The following is a 15,962-nucleotide window of genomic DNA, read 5'->3' on the forward strand; positions in this document are numbered from 1 at the left end:
AAACCGGGGCGGTTCACTCAAGTCAGGTTAGTAAATTAGTATTGGTTGCGGGAGCTGGATTTGGTCTTTGGCGAACGATTTCGCAGGTAAGACGGTGATCTGGCCCTCCGCGCGCTTTCTGCGCGCGGGGCGGTGCGATCACATGTGGCTTTCGCTGGCGTCGGCCTTGCCTCGCGCCTCTTCAGCTGCGGCGGCTTTGGCGGCCTCCTCCTCGGCCTTCCACTGATCGACCTGCTCCTGCGCGCGCTCTGCGACGCCTTCCGGCGCCTTGGCGTGTTTGAACATTCGGCGGCGGTTGGTGGCGGTGGCGAAGCAGCCGAGCTCGAAGAAGACTTCTTCGACCTGCTCGGGCGCGGTTTCCTCCAGCCAGTCGAGCCAGGCATCGAAGGTCTCGGCAATGGCCAGCCGGGCCTCGCGCTGGATCTTGTCGTCCTTGCGGGCCTGCTTGTCGGCGATGTTGCCGATCGAGACCATCGCCTTCTGCATGCGAGCCTGCATGGCGGGGGTCATCTCGAACTGCGACGAACGGGGCTTGCGAGCGGGTTTCTGGGACAGCGATTTCTTCATTTGGGATACTCCGATTTTGCGGTTGCGATGTCACCGGAGCCTTGGGTTTGCCGCCCGCCGCATCCGGCTTGCGCATAATGTGGAGTCGCAGATTTTTGCGCTTTAGCGGACGGAAACGGGAAAATTGCACCTTCCAAGCCAAACGACTGAAAAAGCGTAACTTCTTTCTTGATACGACCTTTCTGGTGAAAGAACCCGTGCCTGAGCGCAGTCACTGCGGCTCCCCGGACCGGGAGTTCGGCCCCTTCGAACGCCCCTTCGCACGCGGATCGAGCGCCATGATTTTCGCAGTCAGCGTTCGCCGGATCTGCGCGATCCGCTCCCGCTGGGCTTGCGGGAACGCGCGGGCAATCTCGAGGATGATTTCATCCGCGGCCCTGATCTCCGCGACCTCGGACGCGATGTGCTCTTGGGCCTCACGACGCGCCTTCTGCTCGGCCCTCGCACCGAGCCGCTTTGCAGCTGCCCGGAAGGCGTTGCGCGCGGCGGCGAAACCGAGAGTTGCCTTCTTGAGTGGAGGTTGCGTTTGGGGGTTCTGGTTTGCCTTAACGCTCTTGGCCGGGCGCCCGTCAGTGTCGATCTCGCCCGCCGCCACCGCGTCGGCAAAGGCCAGGACGGATGCCGCATCGTCCTCGCGTTCGGCGACGTCGCGCTCGCGGGTCTCGACATCAGCGGCCTTCTCGGCGAGACGCTTTTCCTCCTTCGCGCGCCACTCTGCGGGTCGGACATGCCGCGGGTTGATCGGCGGCGTCCGACCGTCGTTCAGCGCGTCGCGGATGGCCTGCTTGCGTTTTTCGCCGCGCACCAGGCCGATTTCGCTGAACCATTCGCCGACGCTGTCCTGCGCGGCCTCGTAGTCCTTGATGAGCGGGTGGATCGAGGGCTGCAGAACACGGCACTCGGTCCCGTATTTCCTGACGGTCGCGCGCGGCATGATGACAGCGTGGATATGATAGGCCTGCTCGTCGAGATCGGCGCGGGCATGGATGACATCGTCGCCGAAGTTGTCGCGCAGCCAGGCGACGGCGCGCTCCTCGAACAGCTCCTCTTGGGAAGTGCTGAACTCGACGTCGCTGCTCTCGGTCTGGTCGAACCAGTCCTTGTTGGCGGTGAGGATCAGTTCACGCATCGGTCCGTGGCGCGACGCCCGCCAAGGATCCCGGGGCCCTTCGAACCGCCGCTTTTCGAGATCCTTGCGCCGGTTCCGCCGGTCAAGATCCTCGAGTTCGGCCGCGTAGGTCTCGACCTTCATCAGCTCGATCTCGGCCCGGGCCTCTTCCGCCCAGGTTTCGGAGCCGATCAGCCGACGGGGCTTCGGCTTGTTCCGGTCGATGTGCCCGAGATCGCCGCCCTTTCGATAGCGGTGTGCCTCGTAGCCGCCGATATCGCTTGGGTCCATGCCCTCGAACCGCAGGACCACCGGGTGTTTCGTGCTTGCCATGTCTGACCTCCAAACGTTGAGGTCAGAAAATGGGTTGATGTTTTCCCGCACCGGAGAAATCGACCAGACGCAGCCGCGAACGGATGTGTCGGGTCATTACTCACTAAGTAGACCGCACTCCGGCGCCGTTGGCACCTCCGTTCGGTCTACCCGCTCGCCGGGGGCGCTGCCCCGGAACCCCGCCCGCCGGGGGCGCCTGTGCGGCGGGCACTCCTGCGCGGAGGGCGGCAAGGTCATCGTTCCGCACTCCCCTTGCAACCCCTGCTCCCGGGGGAGCGTCGTTCCGCACTCCTCCCCCGAACCCCCGCCTGCTCGCAGGGGCCGTTCGCCACGCCCCTGCACCCCATGGCCGCTACCGATAACGCAAAGCGGCACGCGCTAGAGACGAAAACGCTATTTGGAGCGTCATCATTTCCCGCGCAGGTTCTGAAGTCCCTTCCTGAGGCATGCAGACTTTCGCTACCTGCGCAAAATTCATTTCGATCTGCAAGAAACGTTTAGCTTCACGGAAACGCTTGGATTTCCGGAACGCCGGCTTGCGAAAGCAGTTCATAAAGGGGCTTCAATTTCTTTATCTGCCCCACACCCTTCGTAAAAAATACCCGTTGCTCCGCCCGGGAGACAGCAACGAAAAATGCCAAGGCCTCCTCATCCATATTGGCCCTATAGTAAAATGAACTATCCTTTAGTGAGAAAAATATTATCGTATGCGCCTCTAAGCCCTTACTCTTATGCACTGTCATCAACCGGACTTGGCCAGCACCTTGATACCTATCGACAAGATCCTGCCAGCTTGCAGAGCCATTCGAACACTCATCAAGAAATGCCGCAATGCCGGACTTTATTTTGGCAACACGTGCAGGGTTTTTATACTCTTGAGCCAACCTTCGCAGTTTGTCCTCTCCCAGCTGTGCAGTGATTAAGTCTACCAAGGCACCCCATGAGAAGGACTTGTCAGATGATGCAACAAAATCCTCGAAAGCCTTCGTTGCCTTTCTCAGTGTGCGTTCCAGTCCAAACTGCTCCGCACTTTGCTCACTCATCGAACCATGCGAGTTGGACATCAGCTGAATTAAGTCGGGATAGGCGCGGCGTCGGCGATCACCGGTTGCCACTTGAATGAATAGAATAACGGCCTCGGCTAAAGGTTCAGAAGACAAATCTTGTAGCGCAATGCCGGACTCACCGATGCTCCTCGCTTCGTTTCTAAGAGTTAGGCCCTCACGTTCGAAGGCGGCCCTTAAACCATCATTTTCGTGATCATCCGCCTTCTGCCTTACCAAAACAATAAAATCGTCCGCTCTCAATTTTCCACTCTTGACCTCACGAGAGATGAATTCGGCCAGACCCTTGCGTTCATCATCATCGCTTCGGAATTGGATTATACCGTCTGACACTTCAGGCAGCTCGTCTACCGATTTTGCGCACTTGACAGCTATGGAGTCAGGCTCGATAGATTTTGCCATAGAGTTCACAACGTCGACAATTCTCTGATTAGACCTGAAATTAGATGCCAAAGCCACATCTTGGGCCCCAAAGTCGCTCGAAAATTGGCGGAATCTTTCATTGGTTGCGCCCGCAAACGTCATAATCAGCTGCTTGTTGTCACCTACCGCAGTCAAAATTGAATGAGACCCAGCAAAGATTTCTTTCAGCATGGAATACTGCGGCAAGGTTGTGTCTTGAAACTCATCTAGAAACACGTGAGAGTAACTGTTTAGGAAAGCATTCTTGATTATCGGGTTGTGATAAATAATCGTTAGCGCAAGGGTTTTGACCATATCAAAGGTCAGCGTCTGAGGCTCTCTTGAGAGTTGATTATCCCACCACCCAAGCGTCATTGCTTCAACGGCAGAAGTTGGGACCGGTCGCGTTATTGGGAAGGGTGAGGGCGCTGTGCCTAGGTAAGCGTGACCATTTTTGACCACATCTTGATGAAAGGTCTCTTTACTAAAAGGCTCTGCCAAATTTGGTCTATCGCCGAATTCCTTCCACACCCGCCAGTCCGGAAAAGCAACTTCATAGTTGCGGTTAGGTTGGATCCAGTCCGGCAAACCTTCTCGGAAGCGATCCAAAATTCCTTTCGCAAACGCGTCAAAGGTATGGGAATCGAAACGTTCAGAAAGCTCTAGCCCCACCCTCTTTGCTACGCGCTCCCGCAAGTTCTTGGCGGCATCACGCTTAAAGCTTATAGCCAGAATTTTCTTTGGCGCGGGACAGGTATTTGTCTGTAACAGGAATGCGGCCCGCTGTGCTAAGAGTTCTGTTTTTCCAGCTCCTGGCCCCGCTTGCACAGCTTGAGAAACCGAACTACGCACGACATCTAAGCTGTCTTTATCAAGCTGCACGCCGTCGCTTGGACACCAAACATCTGCCGAAATGAACCTCATTTTGACGCCACCGGGTTAAGCTCAATCCCGAGACGCGCAGCGCAGTCTTTGAAAAGCTTCTGAAGCGGCATGGGGCATTTGGCTTTTAGCTCCGCGTCAGTCAGCGAGGCCAACGCTTCGATATGGGCTATTGGCTTACTTCCTTTCTTGAATAGGTCATCGTAGATCGCCAGCTCCGCGGCTGTTGGTTTACTCTTAGGATAATCAGCGAGGCCATTCCCAGCCTTTCCGAACACACTCTCTACAAAATCACTTGCATTGAGCTCGGAGGCATCTTTGACGCCTGAAATCGATCGATACTGTTCGGGAAACGCCTTCAGCATCATCATGTCGAGATCGAGTGGGAGGGAAAAATGCACCCCGTTGGCTCTCACCCAAGCATACCATTTTCTCAAGTCAGCTTCACCCAAGGCTCTCCACGCGTTGGCATCTTTGGGCTTCTCGTAGGGAGGATTAACTCCAAACGAAGATAGCTGATCTGACGCATACTTGAGCCGCAGACGCCCTGCGTTATAGCGCCCCAAGTCGTAATCCAACAACGTCACGTGAGGAATGTTTAAATCATTTAGGAGCTTCCAGAAATGGTTGACATGGCGACCGCCCAAAGGAACGAATGCAACAAACGCCGGATCCAAATCTAAATCCGGATGAAATGCCCTTGCGAGTCGTGGAAGCACTATTTCTTCGGATCGGCCCTCACCCAGGACGACGAGCCTTGCGAAATACAGCTCAGGATTTGAACGAACTGCCTCGTAAATGTATTTGTACTTCTCTTCAATCGTCGCGGGGAGACCAATAATATTGGAATATGAAATCCGACTTTTCTCATCGTGCCGCATGTGACGAATATTTTCCGGCTCGACTCTTCCAATTGCCCCCGAGGAATGTGTCGTCAATATCCCCATTGCACCGTCACCAGCACACATAGAGGACATCAGAGCTATCATGCGGGAGAGATAAAATGGCGAGAGATGATTCTCGGGCTCTTCGAGCGCGATGATCGTTAGCCATGGCTTTAACTCTGGGACATCGCGATATCCATCAACTGACCTCCCTATATGTCGCTCATTAAGCTGAATGATGCTAGCAATGATAGAAATATACAAAAGTGATGCTTGACCCTCACTCAGATCTTCGATCGCATATTCTGTGCCTGATTCCGTTGGGCTCAACTTTAAAGTGAGGTCGCGAAGAGCCTTATGAATTTCTTGAGCTAGTATGCTGAGTTTCGCTTCTGAATAGAGCTCCCCTTTGAAAAGCTTTCCCCAATTTTTGGTCAATTCGCTCACTACGCCATTCACAGCAGGAAGTTCGTCAAAAACCTTTTGCAGATCGGCTCTCTGCATTTCAAGCTGCTGCTTTCCAGAGCTGAGGTCTCCAAATCTCTCAAGCCAAACAAGAAGCTCTTTCATCGCGCTTTTCACTACGGCAGAGTTGTTTCGCGTCGCAGGTAGGTACTTTAACTGGATCCGCCTTCGTTGCGCTGTCGACATTGGGATCTTAGCTATATCGTCGTCGCCAAAGGGAACCTCTTCAGTGGTGGTGACCCAGTATACCCTTTGATCAATATCATCTTCGTCGATTCCGAATTCCCAGTTGGCTTCAAGCCTAATTCTAGCCTGAAGAGGTGCTCCTGGCCCGGCGCATGACATTGCATGAAAAGTTTCAACCGAGACATCAAGCCCAGTTCCGGAACCCCCTTCCGTGGCGTCGGTCAATTCAGGAAAATCTAGTATTGCCTCAATGTATATTTCCCGACTGGAGACAGCGGGAATATCCTGGGAGTCTGCGCTTTGGGCGACAGGTCCAGGAACTTCGCCAGCGCCGAAGTGAACATCATCACGTCGCAAACTTCGTTCACTGGCGGTTCCACCGAAGAGCCTTTGAAGGGCTCTTATTACTGTCGTTTTTCCGCTGCCGTTGTCACCAATGAAAGCCGTCATCTCCGGCCCAAGACTAATGATCTCTTCGTGGTCGCCAAAGCAACGGAAATTCTTCAGACGTAGTTCTTTTATGTACATTGATTGAACCCAAGAAGCGAACTCAAACAGGAGTACACCAGCTGGCCTTTGTTTGGTAGACCGCCTTGGTATTTTTCTCGACGGTAACGTTAGGGGTCGCGGTGGCATTGTTGGCCGAGTGCATTCCCGCAACGGGCGGCTTCGGCGCCCTTTTTTGTGACGCCGCCAGTTTCGAGCATGGCTCTATTTCTCTCCCCAGCTGGGTTTCTTTGGTATCCAATCCTCCCGGGCTGATTTTGCCGAGAGGGACACCCTCTCGGCGCCCTCCCAGTTTATCGGCTTCAGCTCAGCCGCGCGTTTGTTTTGACGCGCAGCTGAGCTGAAGCCTTTTGGTTTGGCTTTTTCCACTGGCGTCGTTTTCCCACGCCACAGGAGGCCACTTTGTATCACCATCACCACCCCTTTTGCGCAGCGGAGGGTCAGACGGGACTTCAGCGCGGCGACGTCGTTCTGTTCCGCTTCCCCCTCTCCGAGGAAGATGAAGAACCGGGCGCACCGAAACGCCGTCCCTGCCTGGTGCTCGACACCCTGACCAAGGGCAACGAGCGTTTCGTCGAGATCGCCTACGGCACGTCGGCAGAGACACGTGCGAACCGCGGCTACGAGGTCATCGTCAAACAGTCCACCGGACGCCTGACAGCCGGGCTGTCGAAGCCCACGCGGTTCGTCTGCGCACGGCGCATCATCGTGCACGTGAGCCACAGCGGCTTCCACGGACGCACCAAAGGTCCGCACATCCTCGGTCGGCTGGATGCCCCTCTTCTGGAGCGAATGAACGCTGTCCGGGCACGCATCCAGGCCGAAGCCGATATCGCCGCCTACTACCGCGAAGAACGGCGCCAGGAAGAGCAGGCGCGCGAAGACCGCGGTTTCCAATAGGGAACCGCGCTCTCGCCGCTGCTCCTCCCCTCTCAATCAACACAAGGAAAGACCAATGGATATGCCATTCAAATCCGCCTCCGAGATCACCGCCATGGCCGCCTCGTGCTTCCCTCTGGCGCGGGCCGCGGCCACCGGGATCGACCAGGACGTGCTCGACCTCGTCGCGCCGAAGCCGAAGCAGGAGGCCAAGAGACTGGCCGAGCTGCTGCGGGCGGGCAAGATCTTCGACAAGGGCATCCTGGCGATGCTCCACGAGCTCGTCGGAGTCCTCGATGCCGAGATCGCCGAGGGCACCTATGTCGAGACCCGCTACGACCATAGCCCGGAGAACGTCTCCGACTACAAGACCTGGGGCCAGGAACGCCTCACCCCGGAGGCCGATCGCCTGTCGAACGCTCTGGCGGTGCTGATCGAGCTCTACGCCACGCTCTCGGCGGTGCACGACATCCTGCGCGCCGAGAAGGCCCTGGAGGGGCTGCGCTCCGCCGCCTGATGAGACACGCGGGCCGGAACACCCGCGTCAGGGCGCGCCGGCGACCCTTCTGCTGCTACAGATGTCGGCGCGCCCGCCAAAGAGAAGCCCGTGCAGGTTCTACCTGCACGGGCTCGTCAATCACACACGAGGGCTCGGCTCTCGCCAGTCTGTCGGTTTTCGGTGTCCACAGCCGAAGGAGAAGCGCATGGCCCTCGCGAACCTGATCGACCTCATCGCCGAAGTTGCCGCCAAGCGGACTGCCCGGGAGGGCAACACGAAGGCGGACACTCCGGACGCGGTAGTCGCCTTGTGCGGGTGGATTCGGGCCGATTTATGGAACGCCCGTCATATTTTCATCCGGATTTCAGTGTTTGGAGGGAGACTGGACAGCGCGTGAGGAATGCCTCAGCTTCTGTCGCCCGGCCGCTCCCTATTGAAGGTTTCGAATGATCCAATCCGCCAAGCCCGTCCGCGTCGCCGTCTATGCACGCTATTCGACCGACCTGCAGAACCCGACCTCGATCGAGGACCAAGTGCGGCTCTGTCGTCAGCACGCGTCACGACAGGATGGCTGGACCGTCGTGCAGGTCTTCGAAGACGTGGCGATCAGCGGCGCTACGCGCGGCCGCCCCGGCTTCGAGGCATTGCAATCCTTCATCGCGGAAGGCGGCTGCGACGTCGTTCTCTTCGAACATCTGGACAGGCTGGCGCGCGACCTCGAGCTGTTGATGCTCTTCTACAAGAAGGCCAACTACGCCGATGTTGAGATGCACCAGCTCCATCGCGGCAAGCTGGGGATCTTCGATATCGGGATCCTCGGCACTTTCGCACAGCTGTTCCTGGAAGAACTTTCGCACAAGACACGCCGCGGCCTCGTGGGCCGCGTCGAGGCCGGCAAGAACACGGGCGGGCGCGCCTACGGCTATCGCTCGGAAGCGTTGCCTCTCACCAACGGAAAGTCGGACGGCAGCGTCATGCGGATCGACCCGGAAGAGGCTGCGATCGTTCGGCGCATCTTCGAGGAATACGCCGCCGGCAAGTCGCCGCGACAGATCGCGGCTGACCTCAATGCGGCCGCGGTCCCTGCCCCGCGCGGACGCGGCGCTGGCAGCGGTCACTGGAAGGCCAATACGATCTACGGCCACCGGGCACGGGGCACCGGGATCCTCAACAACGAACTCTACATCGGACGGCACGTCTGGAACCGCCAGCGCTACTCCAAGCATCCCGAGACCGGGCGCCGTGTCTCCAAGCCGAACCCGCCGGAAGAATGGCTCACCACCGAGAAGCCCGAACTGCGGATCGTCGAGGAGGCATTGTGGGACAAGGTCAAGGCGCGGCAAGACCTGATCGACAGCTCGCGCACCCGGGCCGAAGCTGACGGCAAGACCGGTGCCGGAGCGGCACAGAGCGCACGACGGAGGAAGTATCTTCTTTCGGGGCTGCTGACCTGCGGCCAGTGCGGCGGCAACCTCACCGTGGCCGGCAAAGGCGCCAGGCGGCGCTACTACTGTGCCAATGCCAAGGAGAAGGGCGAGGCCGTCTGCACCGGCATGCCCGGTCTTTCGGAGGCCGACGCCGCCGAGACGATCCTCGGTGGCCTGCGCGAGGGGCTGATGCAGGAGAAGGAATACGAGCAGTTCCGGGCGAGCTACGTTGCCAAGATGCGCGCTGACGAGCAGGAAAGCGGGCAAGTGCTCCAGAGACACGACGCCCGCATCCGGGAGGTCCAGAAGACATACGACAAGATGATGGCTGCTGTAGAGAACGGCGACTACTCGCCCCCGGTCATCAGGCGTCTGAATGCGGCCGACGCTGAACTCACAGCACTCCGGGCCGAGCGCGAGACGCTCATCCCTGCGCCAATCGAACTGCCAGATGATATTCCCGCACTCTACCGGGACCATGTCGAAGATCTTGTCGGGACGCTCACGGACGAGGCCGTGGCTGGCCCTGCGGCCGACGAGTTGCACACGCTGGTCGAGACGGTGGTCGTCTCCTGGGATGAGGAATCGGACCTCCACACGCTGGAGATCCGTGGCAAGCTGTTGGAACTGTTGAGCTTTGGGGACAGCAAAAAGGCCGCGACCCCTTCGGGTGCGGCCTGTTCGCTAAAACTGGTTGCGGGAGTAGGATTTGAACCTACGACCTTCAGGTTATGAGCCTGACGAGCTACCGGGCTGCTCCATCCCGCGACGCTTATGCTACATGATTTTTGATGCAGCGTCTTGTCGCTGAGATCGTTTAGAGAGAGATGTGGTTCTTACTAGGTTTGGCGGTGACCTACTCTCCCACGTCTTGAGACGCAGTACCATCGGCGCAACGGCACTTAACGGCCGGGTTCGGAATGGGACCGGGTGTTTTGCTCGCGCTGTGACCACCAAACCGAGAAAGAACCACAATGACGCGCCGCAGGCGCGGCAGGTGGGGTGTAGCGTTTCGGCATAGCCGACAACGCGGGCCCCACACCCATCCAATCCTGGTGCGTCATGTGCAAATCAACATTGTTGTCCGAGTTGTACTCTATTTGGTGTGTATGCTTCCGGATCGAGTAAAAGAACCTGTCTTTTACTGGATCGGATCAAGCCTATCGGGCCATTAGTACCGGTCAACTGAATGCATTGCTGCACTTACATCTCCGGCCTATCGACGTGGTGGTCTACCACGGCCCTCAGGGATACCTTGTTTTGAGGGGGGCTTCCCGCTTAGATGCCTTCAGCGGTTATCCTGTCCGATCATAGCTACCCAGCACTGCCATTGGCATGACAACTGGTCCACCAGTGGATCGTTCACCCCGGTCCTCTCGTACTAGGGGCAACTCCTCTCAAGTATCCTACACCCACGGCAGATAGGGACCGAACTGTCTCACGACGTTCTAAACCCAGCTCACGTACCTCTTTAAATGGCGAACAGCCATACCCTTGGGACCTGCTCCAGCCCCAGGATGAGATGAGCCGACATCGAGGTGCCAAACACTGCCGTCGATATGGACTCTTGGGCAGTATCAGCCTGTTATCCCCGGCGTACCTTTTATCCGTTGAGCGATGGCCCTCCCACTTGGGACCACCGGATCACTATGGCCGACTTTCGTCTCTGCTCGACTTGTCAGTCTTGCAGTCAGGCTGGCTTTTGCCATTGCACTCAACGAGCGATTTCCGACCGCTCTGAGCCAACCTTCGCGCGCCTCCGTTACGCTTTAGGAGGCGACCGCCCCAGTCAAACTACCCGCCACGCAGGGTCCCGGATCCGGATAACGGACCGCGGTTAGACATCAAGAGTGCGAAGGGTGGTATCTCATCTGTTGGCTCCACAGGAACTGGCGTTCCTGCTTCGAAGCCTACCACCTATCCTGCACATCACAATCCTGATGCCAGTGCGAAGCTGTAGTAAAGGTGCACGGGGTCTTTCCGTCTAACCGCGGGAAGCCTGCATCTTGACAGGCAATTCAATTTCGCTGAGTCGATGTTGGAGACAGCGGGGAAGTCGTTACGCCATTCGTGCAGGTCGGAACTTACCCGACAAGGAATTTCGCTACCTTAGGACCGTTATAGTTACGGCCGCCGTTTACCTGGGCTTCAATTCAGAGCTCTCACCCCTCCTTTTAACCTTCAGGCACCGGGCAGGCGTCAGACCCTATACGTCGTCTTGCGACTTCGCAGAGCCCTGTGTTTTTAGTAAACAGTCGCCACCCCCTGGTTTGTGCCCCCAGCCCCTAGTTGCCTAGGAACCGGGCCTCCTTCTCGCGAACTTACGGAGGTATTTTGCCGAGTTCCTTCAACATCGTTCTCTCAAGCGCCTTGGTATGCTCTACCAGTCCACCTGTGTCGGTTTAGGGTACGGTCCTAAAGTGGGGCTATTTCCAGGAACCCGTTGGCTGCCCTTCCAATCCGATAAGGAAGAACAACGTTTCAGATCCGTCACCACCACATGGCCCAGGAATATTAACCTGGTTCCCATCGACTACGCCTTTCGGCCTCGCCTTAGGGGCCGGCTTACCCTGCTCAGATTAGCTTTAAGCAGGAACCCTTGGACTTTCGGCGAGAGTGTCTCTCACACTCTTTGTCGCTACTCATGTCATCATTCTCGCTAGTGATCTCTCCACCGGATCCCTCACAGGCCGGCTTCACAGAAAAACCTCGATCCGTCATTACACCCCGAAAGATGCAAATACGGATGAGGTCTATGTCACACTACGCTCCGCTACCATGCCTTACGGCATCCTAAGCTTCGGCTCATGGCTTGAGCCCCGTTACATCTTCGCCGCAGGACAACTTAATTAGACCAGTGAGCTGTTACGCTATCTTTAAAGGATGGCTGCTTCTAAGCCAACCTCCTGGTTGTTTTGGTCGTCCCACCTGCTTTCCCACTTAGCCATGAATTAGGGGCCTTAGCTGTAGGTCAGGGTTGTTTCCCTCTTCACGACGGACGTTAGCATCCGCCGTGTGTCTGCCATCTAGTACTCCCGGGTATTCGGAGTTTGGTTAGGATCAGTAAGCCTGTGGGGCCCCATTACCCATCCAGTGCTCTACCCCCCGGGGTATTCGGATGACGCTCTACCTAAATAGATTTCGCGGAGAACCAGCTATCTCCGAGTTTGATTGGCCTTTCACCCCTAGGCACAACTCATCCCGACCTTTTTCAACAGGTGTGGGTTCGGACCTCCAGTAAGTGTTACCTTACCTTCATCCTGGTCATGCCTAGATCACTCGGTTTCGGGTCTGATCCATCTAACTCAACGCCCTATTAAGACTCGCTTTCGCTGCGCCTACACCTAACGGCTTAAGCTTGCTAGATAGACCAAGTCGATGACCCATTATACAAAAGGTACGCCGTCAGATCGTAAAGATCCTCCGACTGATTGTAGGCGTTCGGTTTCAGGTACTGTTTCACTCCCCTCGTCGGGGTGCTTTTCACCTTTCCCTCACGGTACTGGTTCACTATCGGTCAGCAAGGAGTACTTAGCCTTCGAGGGTGGTCCCCCGATCTTCAGACAGGATTTCACGTGTCCCGCCCTACTTAATACGTCCTATCGAGCTTCATATACGGGACTGTCACCCACTATGGTTGGCCATTCCAGACCATTCTATTCACTCTCAAGGCTCGGCTGGTCCCCGTTCGCTCGCCGCTACTAGGGGAGTATCATATTGATTTCCTTTCCTCCGGGTACTTAGATGTTTCAGTTCCCCGGGTTTGCTCTTCAAACCCTATGTATTCAGGTAAGAAGTACCTGTTTAAACCCGCTGTAGGCTACCTCCGTCGAACGATGTTCGACGATGGTAATTACAACGAGTTTTCAGGTGGGTTGCCCCATTCGGAAATTCCTGGATCAAAGCTTATTCTCAGCTCCCCAGGACTTATCGCAGAGTATCACGTCCTTCATCGCCTCTTGCTGCCAAGGCATTCACCAAACGCCCTTCTCGCGCTTGATCCGATCCAGTAAGAGACAGGTTCGAACCTGTCGTGCCAGCGTCTGGTTCGACCGCTGGCGCCTATACTGGATCGAAAGCATACTTTCCCGTCCACGCCTGAGCGTGGACATTGTCATTCAATCCGTGCGAACTGAATGACCGGTTAGTGTACTTTACTTGGACAACGATTGCTCGTTTCAGCAGGGATATGACTTTCCAGCCGGCTAGACCGGAGCGCCACCTCTCCACTTGGGAGACCTGCAGAGGTTCGCCCGCTACTTCGGGGAACCAAGCAATGTTGATTTGTTTCTCTCTATACGATGTCAATGCGTCCGATTGGACGGATAAACACTTGATAGTGCTTATCGATCTAATCGAAGCCATGTCCGGTACACGAAGACAGCCATCTCCTTGCGGCGATGAAGTGGTGGAGCCTAGGAGGATCGAACTCCTGACCTCCTGAATGCAAATCAGGCGCTCTCCCAGCTGAGCTAAGGCCCCATTTTGCTCCGCTAAATGGGAGTGCGCGGCAGGGCATTGCAACCGCAATGTCCCGGGAGCGTCACCCGCTGCCATTCTGGGTGCTGTCTGATCCAGGCTGCCTGAAGGCGATCACCAGCGCCCCGAAGGGGTGTTGGTGGGTCGAGGAGGACTTGAACCTCCGACCTCACGCTTATCAGGCGTGCGCTCTAACCACCTGAGCTACCGACCCAAGTTAACGAGCGGCAGCCCGTTTCGTGTTCTGAAGAGATATGAGGACGACCCCGGTTCGTTTTTTGGCAGCTTTGATTGCTGCCATGCTAAGTGTTTCACGACCAAGGCACGCCTTGATGCTAGAAACATCCTTAGAAAGGAGGTGATCCAGCCGCAGGTTCCCCTACGGCTACCTTGTTACGACTTCACCCCAGTCGCTGAGCTCACCGTGGTCCGCTGCCCCCTCGAAAGGTTGGCGCACGGCCTTCGGGTAAACCCAACTCCCATGGTGTGACGGGCGGTGTGTACAAGGCCCGGGAACGTATTCACCGCGTCATGCTGTTACGCGATTACTAGCGATTCCGACTTCATGGGGTCGAGTTGCAGACCCCAATCCGAACTGAGACATCTTTTAGGGATTAACCCATTGTTGATGCCATTGTAGCACGTGTGTAGCCCAACCCGTAAGGGCCATGAGGACTTGACGTCATCCACACCTTCCTCCCGCTTATCACGGGCAGTTTCCCTAGAGTGCCCAGCCGAACTGCTGGCAACTAAGGATGTGGGTTGCGCTCGTTGCCGGACTTAACCGAACATCTCACGACACGAGCTGACGACAGCCATGCAGCACCTGTCACTCGGTCTCTTACGAGAAAGCTGGATCTCTCCAGCGGTCCGAGGATGTCAAGGGTTGGTAAGGTTCTGCGCGTTGCTTCGAATTAAACCACATGCTCCACCGCTTGTGCGGGCCCCCGTCAATTCCTTTGAGTTTTAATCTTGCGACCGTACTCCCCAGGCGGAATGCTTAATCCGTTAGGTGTGACACCAACAAGCATGCTTGCTGACGTCTGGCATTCATCGTTTACGGTGTGGACTACCAGGGTATCTAATCCTGTTTGCTCCCCACACTTTCGCACCTCAGCGTCAGTATCGAGCCAGTGAGCCGCCTTCGCCACTGGTGTTCTTCCGAATATCTACGAATTTCACCTCTACACTCGGAGTTCCACTCACCTCTCTCGAACTCAAGACTGGGAGTTTTGAAGGCAGTTCCGAGGTTGAGCCCCGGGATTTCACCCCCAACTTTCCAATCCGCCTACGCGCGCTTTACGCCCAGTAATTCCGAACAACGCTAACCCCCTCCGTATTACCGCGGCTGCTGGCACGGAGTTAGCCGGGGTTTCTTTACTGGGTACAGTCATTATCTTCCCCAGCGAAAGAGCTTTACGACCCTAAGGCCTTCATCACTCACGCGGCATGGCTAGATCAGGCTTGCGCCCATTGTCTAAGATTCCCCACTGCTGCCTCCCGTAGGAGTCTGGGCCGTGTCTCAGTCCCAGTGTGGCTGATCATCCTCTCAAACCAGCTATGGATCGTAGGCTTGGTAGGCCTTTACCCCACCAACTACCTAATCCAACGCGGGCTAATCCTTCTGCGATAAATCTTTCCCCCAAAGGGCGTATACGGTATTACTCTCAGTTTCCCGAGGCTATTCCGTACAGAAGGGCATATTCCCACGCGTTACTCACCCGTCCGCCGCTCACCCGAAGGTGCGCTCGACTTGCATGTGTTAGGCCTGCCGCCAGCGTTCGTTCTGAGCCAGGATCAAACTCTCAAGTTGAAAAGTTCCGAAGAACTTATCCTTGACGTTCGAACCTCTGCACATCTTCAACAGGACCCGGCTAAGGAATTCCTGTCGAACATTTCTTCTGTTTGTCTGTGCTTCAGGTTTCATCAGAAACCGAAAGCCGTACAAACAGTGAAGCTGACACTCCATCATCGGATCACTCAACCAGACCACTAGGGCCCAATCAAACTCTCCTAAGAGCGCGATATACAGAAGACTGATCCATCGAATGAACCAAAGTCGCCCGCATATCTCTTCAGATACCATCAATGTCAAAGAGCGTGAGAGACAAAAACCAGACCGTGCGCCCTTCTCAAGGCGCGCCGCCCGTCAATACCCCTCGATAGTCCGTTCCGCTGTCCGCTTCGTCCAGACCTCAGCAGCTCCGCCGCATCGTCCCGTCCGCCCCGTCCAGCGCCCCGACCTGCGCCTCAGCGCCGCCGGTGAAGGGGCTTTTACGG

At 56.5% G+C, this 15,962-nt stretch carries 8 protein-coding genes, 3 tRNA genes and 3 rRNA genes; 4 read left to right on the forward strand and 10 right to left on the reverse strand.

Annotated features, from left to right (window positions below):
- Positions 1–138: 138 nt before the first annotated feature.
- The 4 genes from KO516_RS05365 to KO516_RS05380 all read right to left on the reverse strand — a co-directional run bounded on the left by KO516_RS05365 (position 139) and on the right by KO516_RS05380 (position 6,419).
- On the reverse strand, positions 139–567 hold the full coding sequence (locus tag KO516_RS05365; protein ID WP_216002780.1) for a hypothetical protein: 429 nt from the start codon (positions 565–567) through the stop codon (positions 139–141).
- 211 nt (positions 568–778) lie between these two features.
- Positions 779–2,008 (reverse strand): plasmid recombination protein, encoded by a 1,230-nt coding sequence (locus tag KO516_RS05370; protein WP_216002781.1) that lies wholly within the window; start codon positions 2,006–2,008, stop codon positions 779–781.
- Positions 2,009–2,511: 503 nt separating this feature from the next.
- The gene (locus KO516_RS05375; protein WP_216002782.1) at positions 2,512–4,398 is read right to left on the reverse strand and encodes a UvrD-helicase domain-containing protein; all 1,887 of its coding nucleotides are present in this window, start codon (positions 4,396–4,398) and stop codon (positions 2,512–2,514) included.
- Positions 4,395–6,419 carry an ATP-dependent endonuclease gene (locus KO516_RS05380; protein WP_216002783.1) on the reverse strand — a complete coding sequence of 675 codons (2,025 nt, stop codon included), beginning with the start codon at positions 6,417–6,419 and terminating at the stop codon, positions 4,395–4,397. Before KO516_RS05380 ends, KO516_RS05375 begins: the two co-directional genes overlap by 4 nt.
- Before the next feature lie 381 nt (positions 6,420–6,800).
- Here KO516_RS05380 and KO516_RS05385 point away from each other — a divergent pair, with 381 nt between their 5' ends.
- The 4 genes from KO516_RS05385 to KO516_RS05400 all read left to right on the forward strand — a co-directional run bounded on the left by KO516_RS05385 (position 6,801) and on the right by KO516_RS05400 (position 9,938).
- A complete protein-coding gene (locus KO516_RS05385) occupies positions 6,801–7,298 on the forward strand; it encodes a type II toxin-antitoxin system PemK/MazF family toxin (protein WP_216002784.1) in 498 nt (165 codons plus the stop codon).
- Between the two features lie 55 nt (positions 7,299–7,353).
- Positions 7,354–7,794, forward strand: coding sequence for a hypothetical protein (locus tag KO516_RS05390; RefSeq protein ID WP_216002785.1), 441 nt, complete (start codon positions 7,354–7,356; stop codon positions 7,792–7,794).
- A 187-nt stretch (positions 7,795–7,981) separates the two neighbouring features.
- Positions 7,982–8,173, forward strand: coding sequence for a hypothetical protein (locus KO516_RS05395; protein ID WP_216002786.1), 192 nt, complete (start codon positions 7,982–7,984; stop codon positions 8,171–8,173).
- A 49-nt stretch (positions 8,174–8,222) separates the two neighbouring features.
- Entirely contained in the window at positions 8,223–9,938 is a 1,716-nt protein-coding gene (locus KO516_RS05400; RefSeq protein ID WP_216002787.1) for a recombinase family protein, read from the forward strand.
- On the opposite strand, the gene KO516_RS05405 is transcribed toward KO516_RS05400, so the two are convergent.
- The 6 genes from KO516_RS05405 to KO516_RS05430 form a co-directional block, all read right to left on the reverse strand.
- Positions 9,895–9,971: transfer RNA gene (locus KO516_RS05405), tRNA-Met, on the reverse strand. The two genes, KO516_RS05400 and KO516_RS05405, sit on opposite strands and share 44 nt — an antisense overlap.
- Positions 9,972–10,046: 75 nt before the next feature.
- A 5S ribosomal RNA gene (rrf, locus tag KO516_RS05410) occupies positions 10,047–10,161 on the reverse strand.
- Positions 10,162–10,353: 192 nt separating this feature from the next.
- Positions 10,354–13,205 (reverse strand): 23S ribosomal RNA (locus KO516_RS05415).
- A gap of 404 nt (positions 13,206–13,609) precedes the next feature.
- Positions 13,610–13,685 (reverse strand) — tRNA-Ala (locus KO516_RS05420).
- A 134-nt stretch (positions 13,686–13,819) separates the two neighbouring features.
- Positions 13,820–13,896 (reverse strand) — tRNA-Ile (locus KO516_RS05425).
- 137 nt (positions 13,897–14,033) lie between these two features.
- Positions 14,034–15,495 (reverse strand): 16S ribosomal RNA (locus tag KO516_RS05430).
- Together the 16S, 23S and 5S rRNA genes with 3 tRNA genes alongside form the textbook arrangement of a ribosomal RNA operon.
- Positions 15,496–15,962: the final 467 nt, after the last annotated feature.

This window comes from Citreicella sp. C3M06, assembly GCF_018860705.1.
Taxonomy (GTDB): domain Bacteria; phylum Pseudomonadota; class Alphaproteobacteria; order Rhodobacterales; family Rhodobacteraceae; genus Salipiger.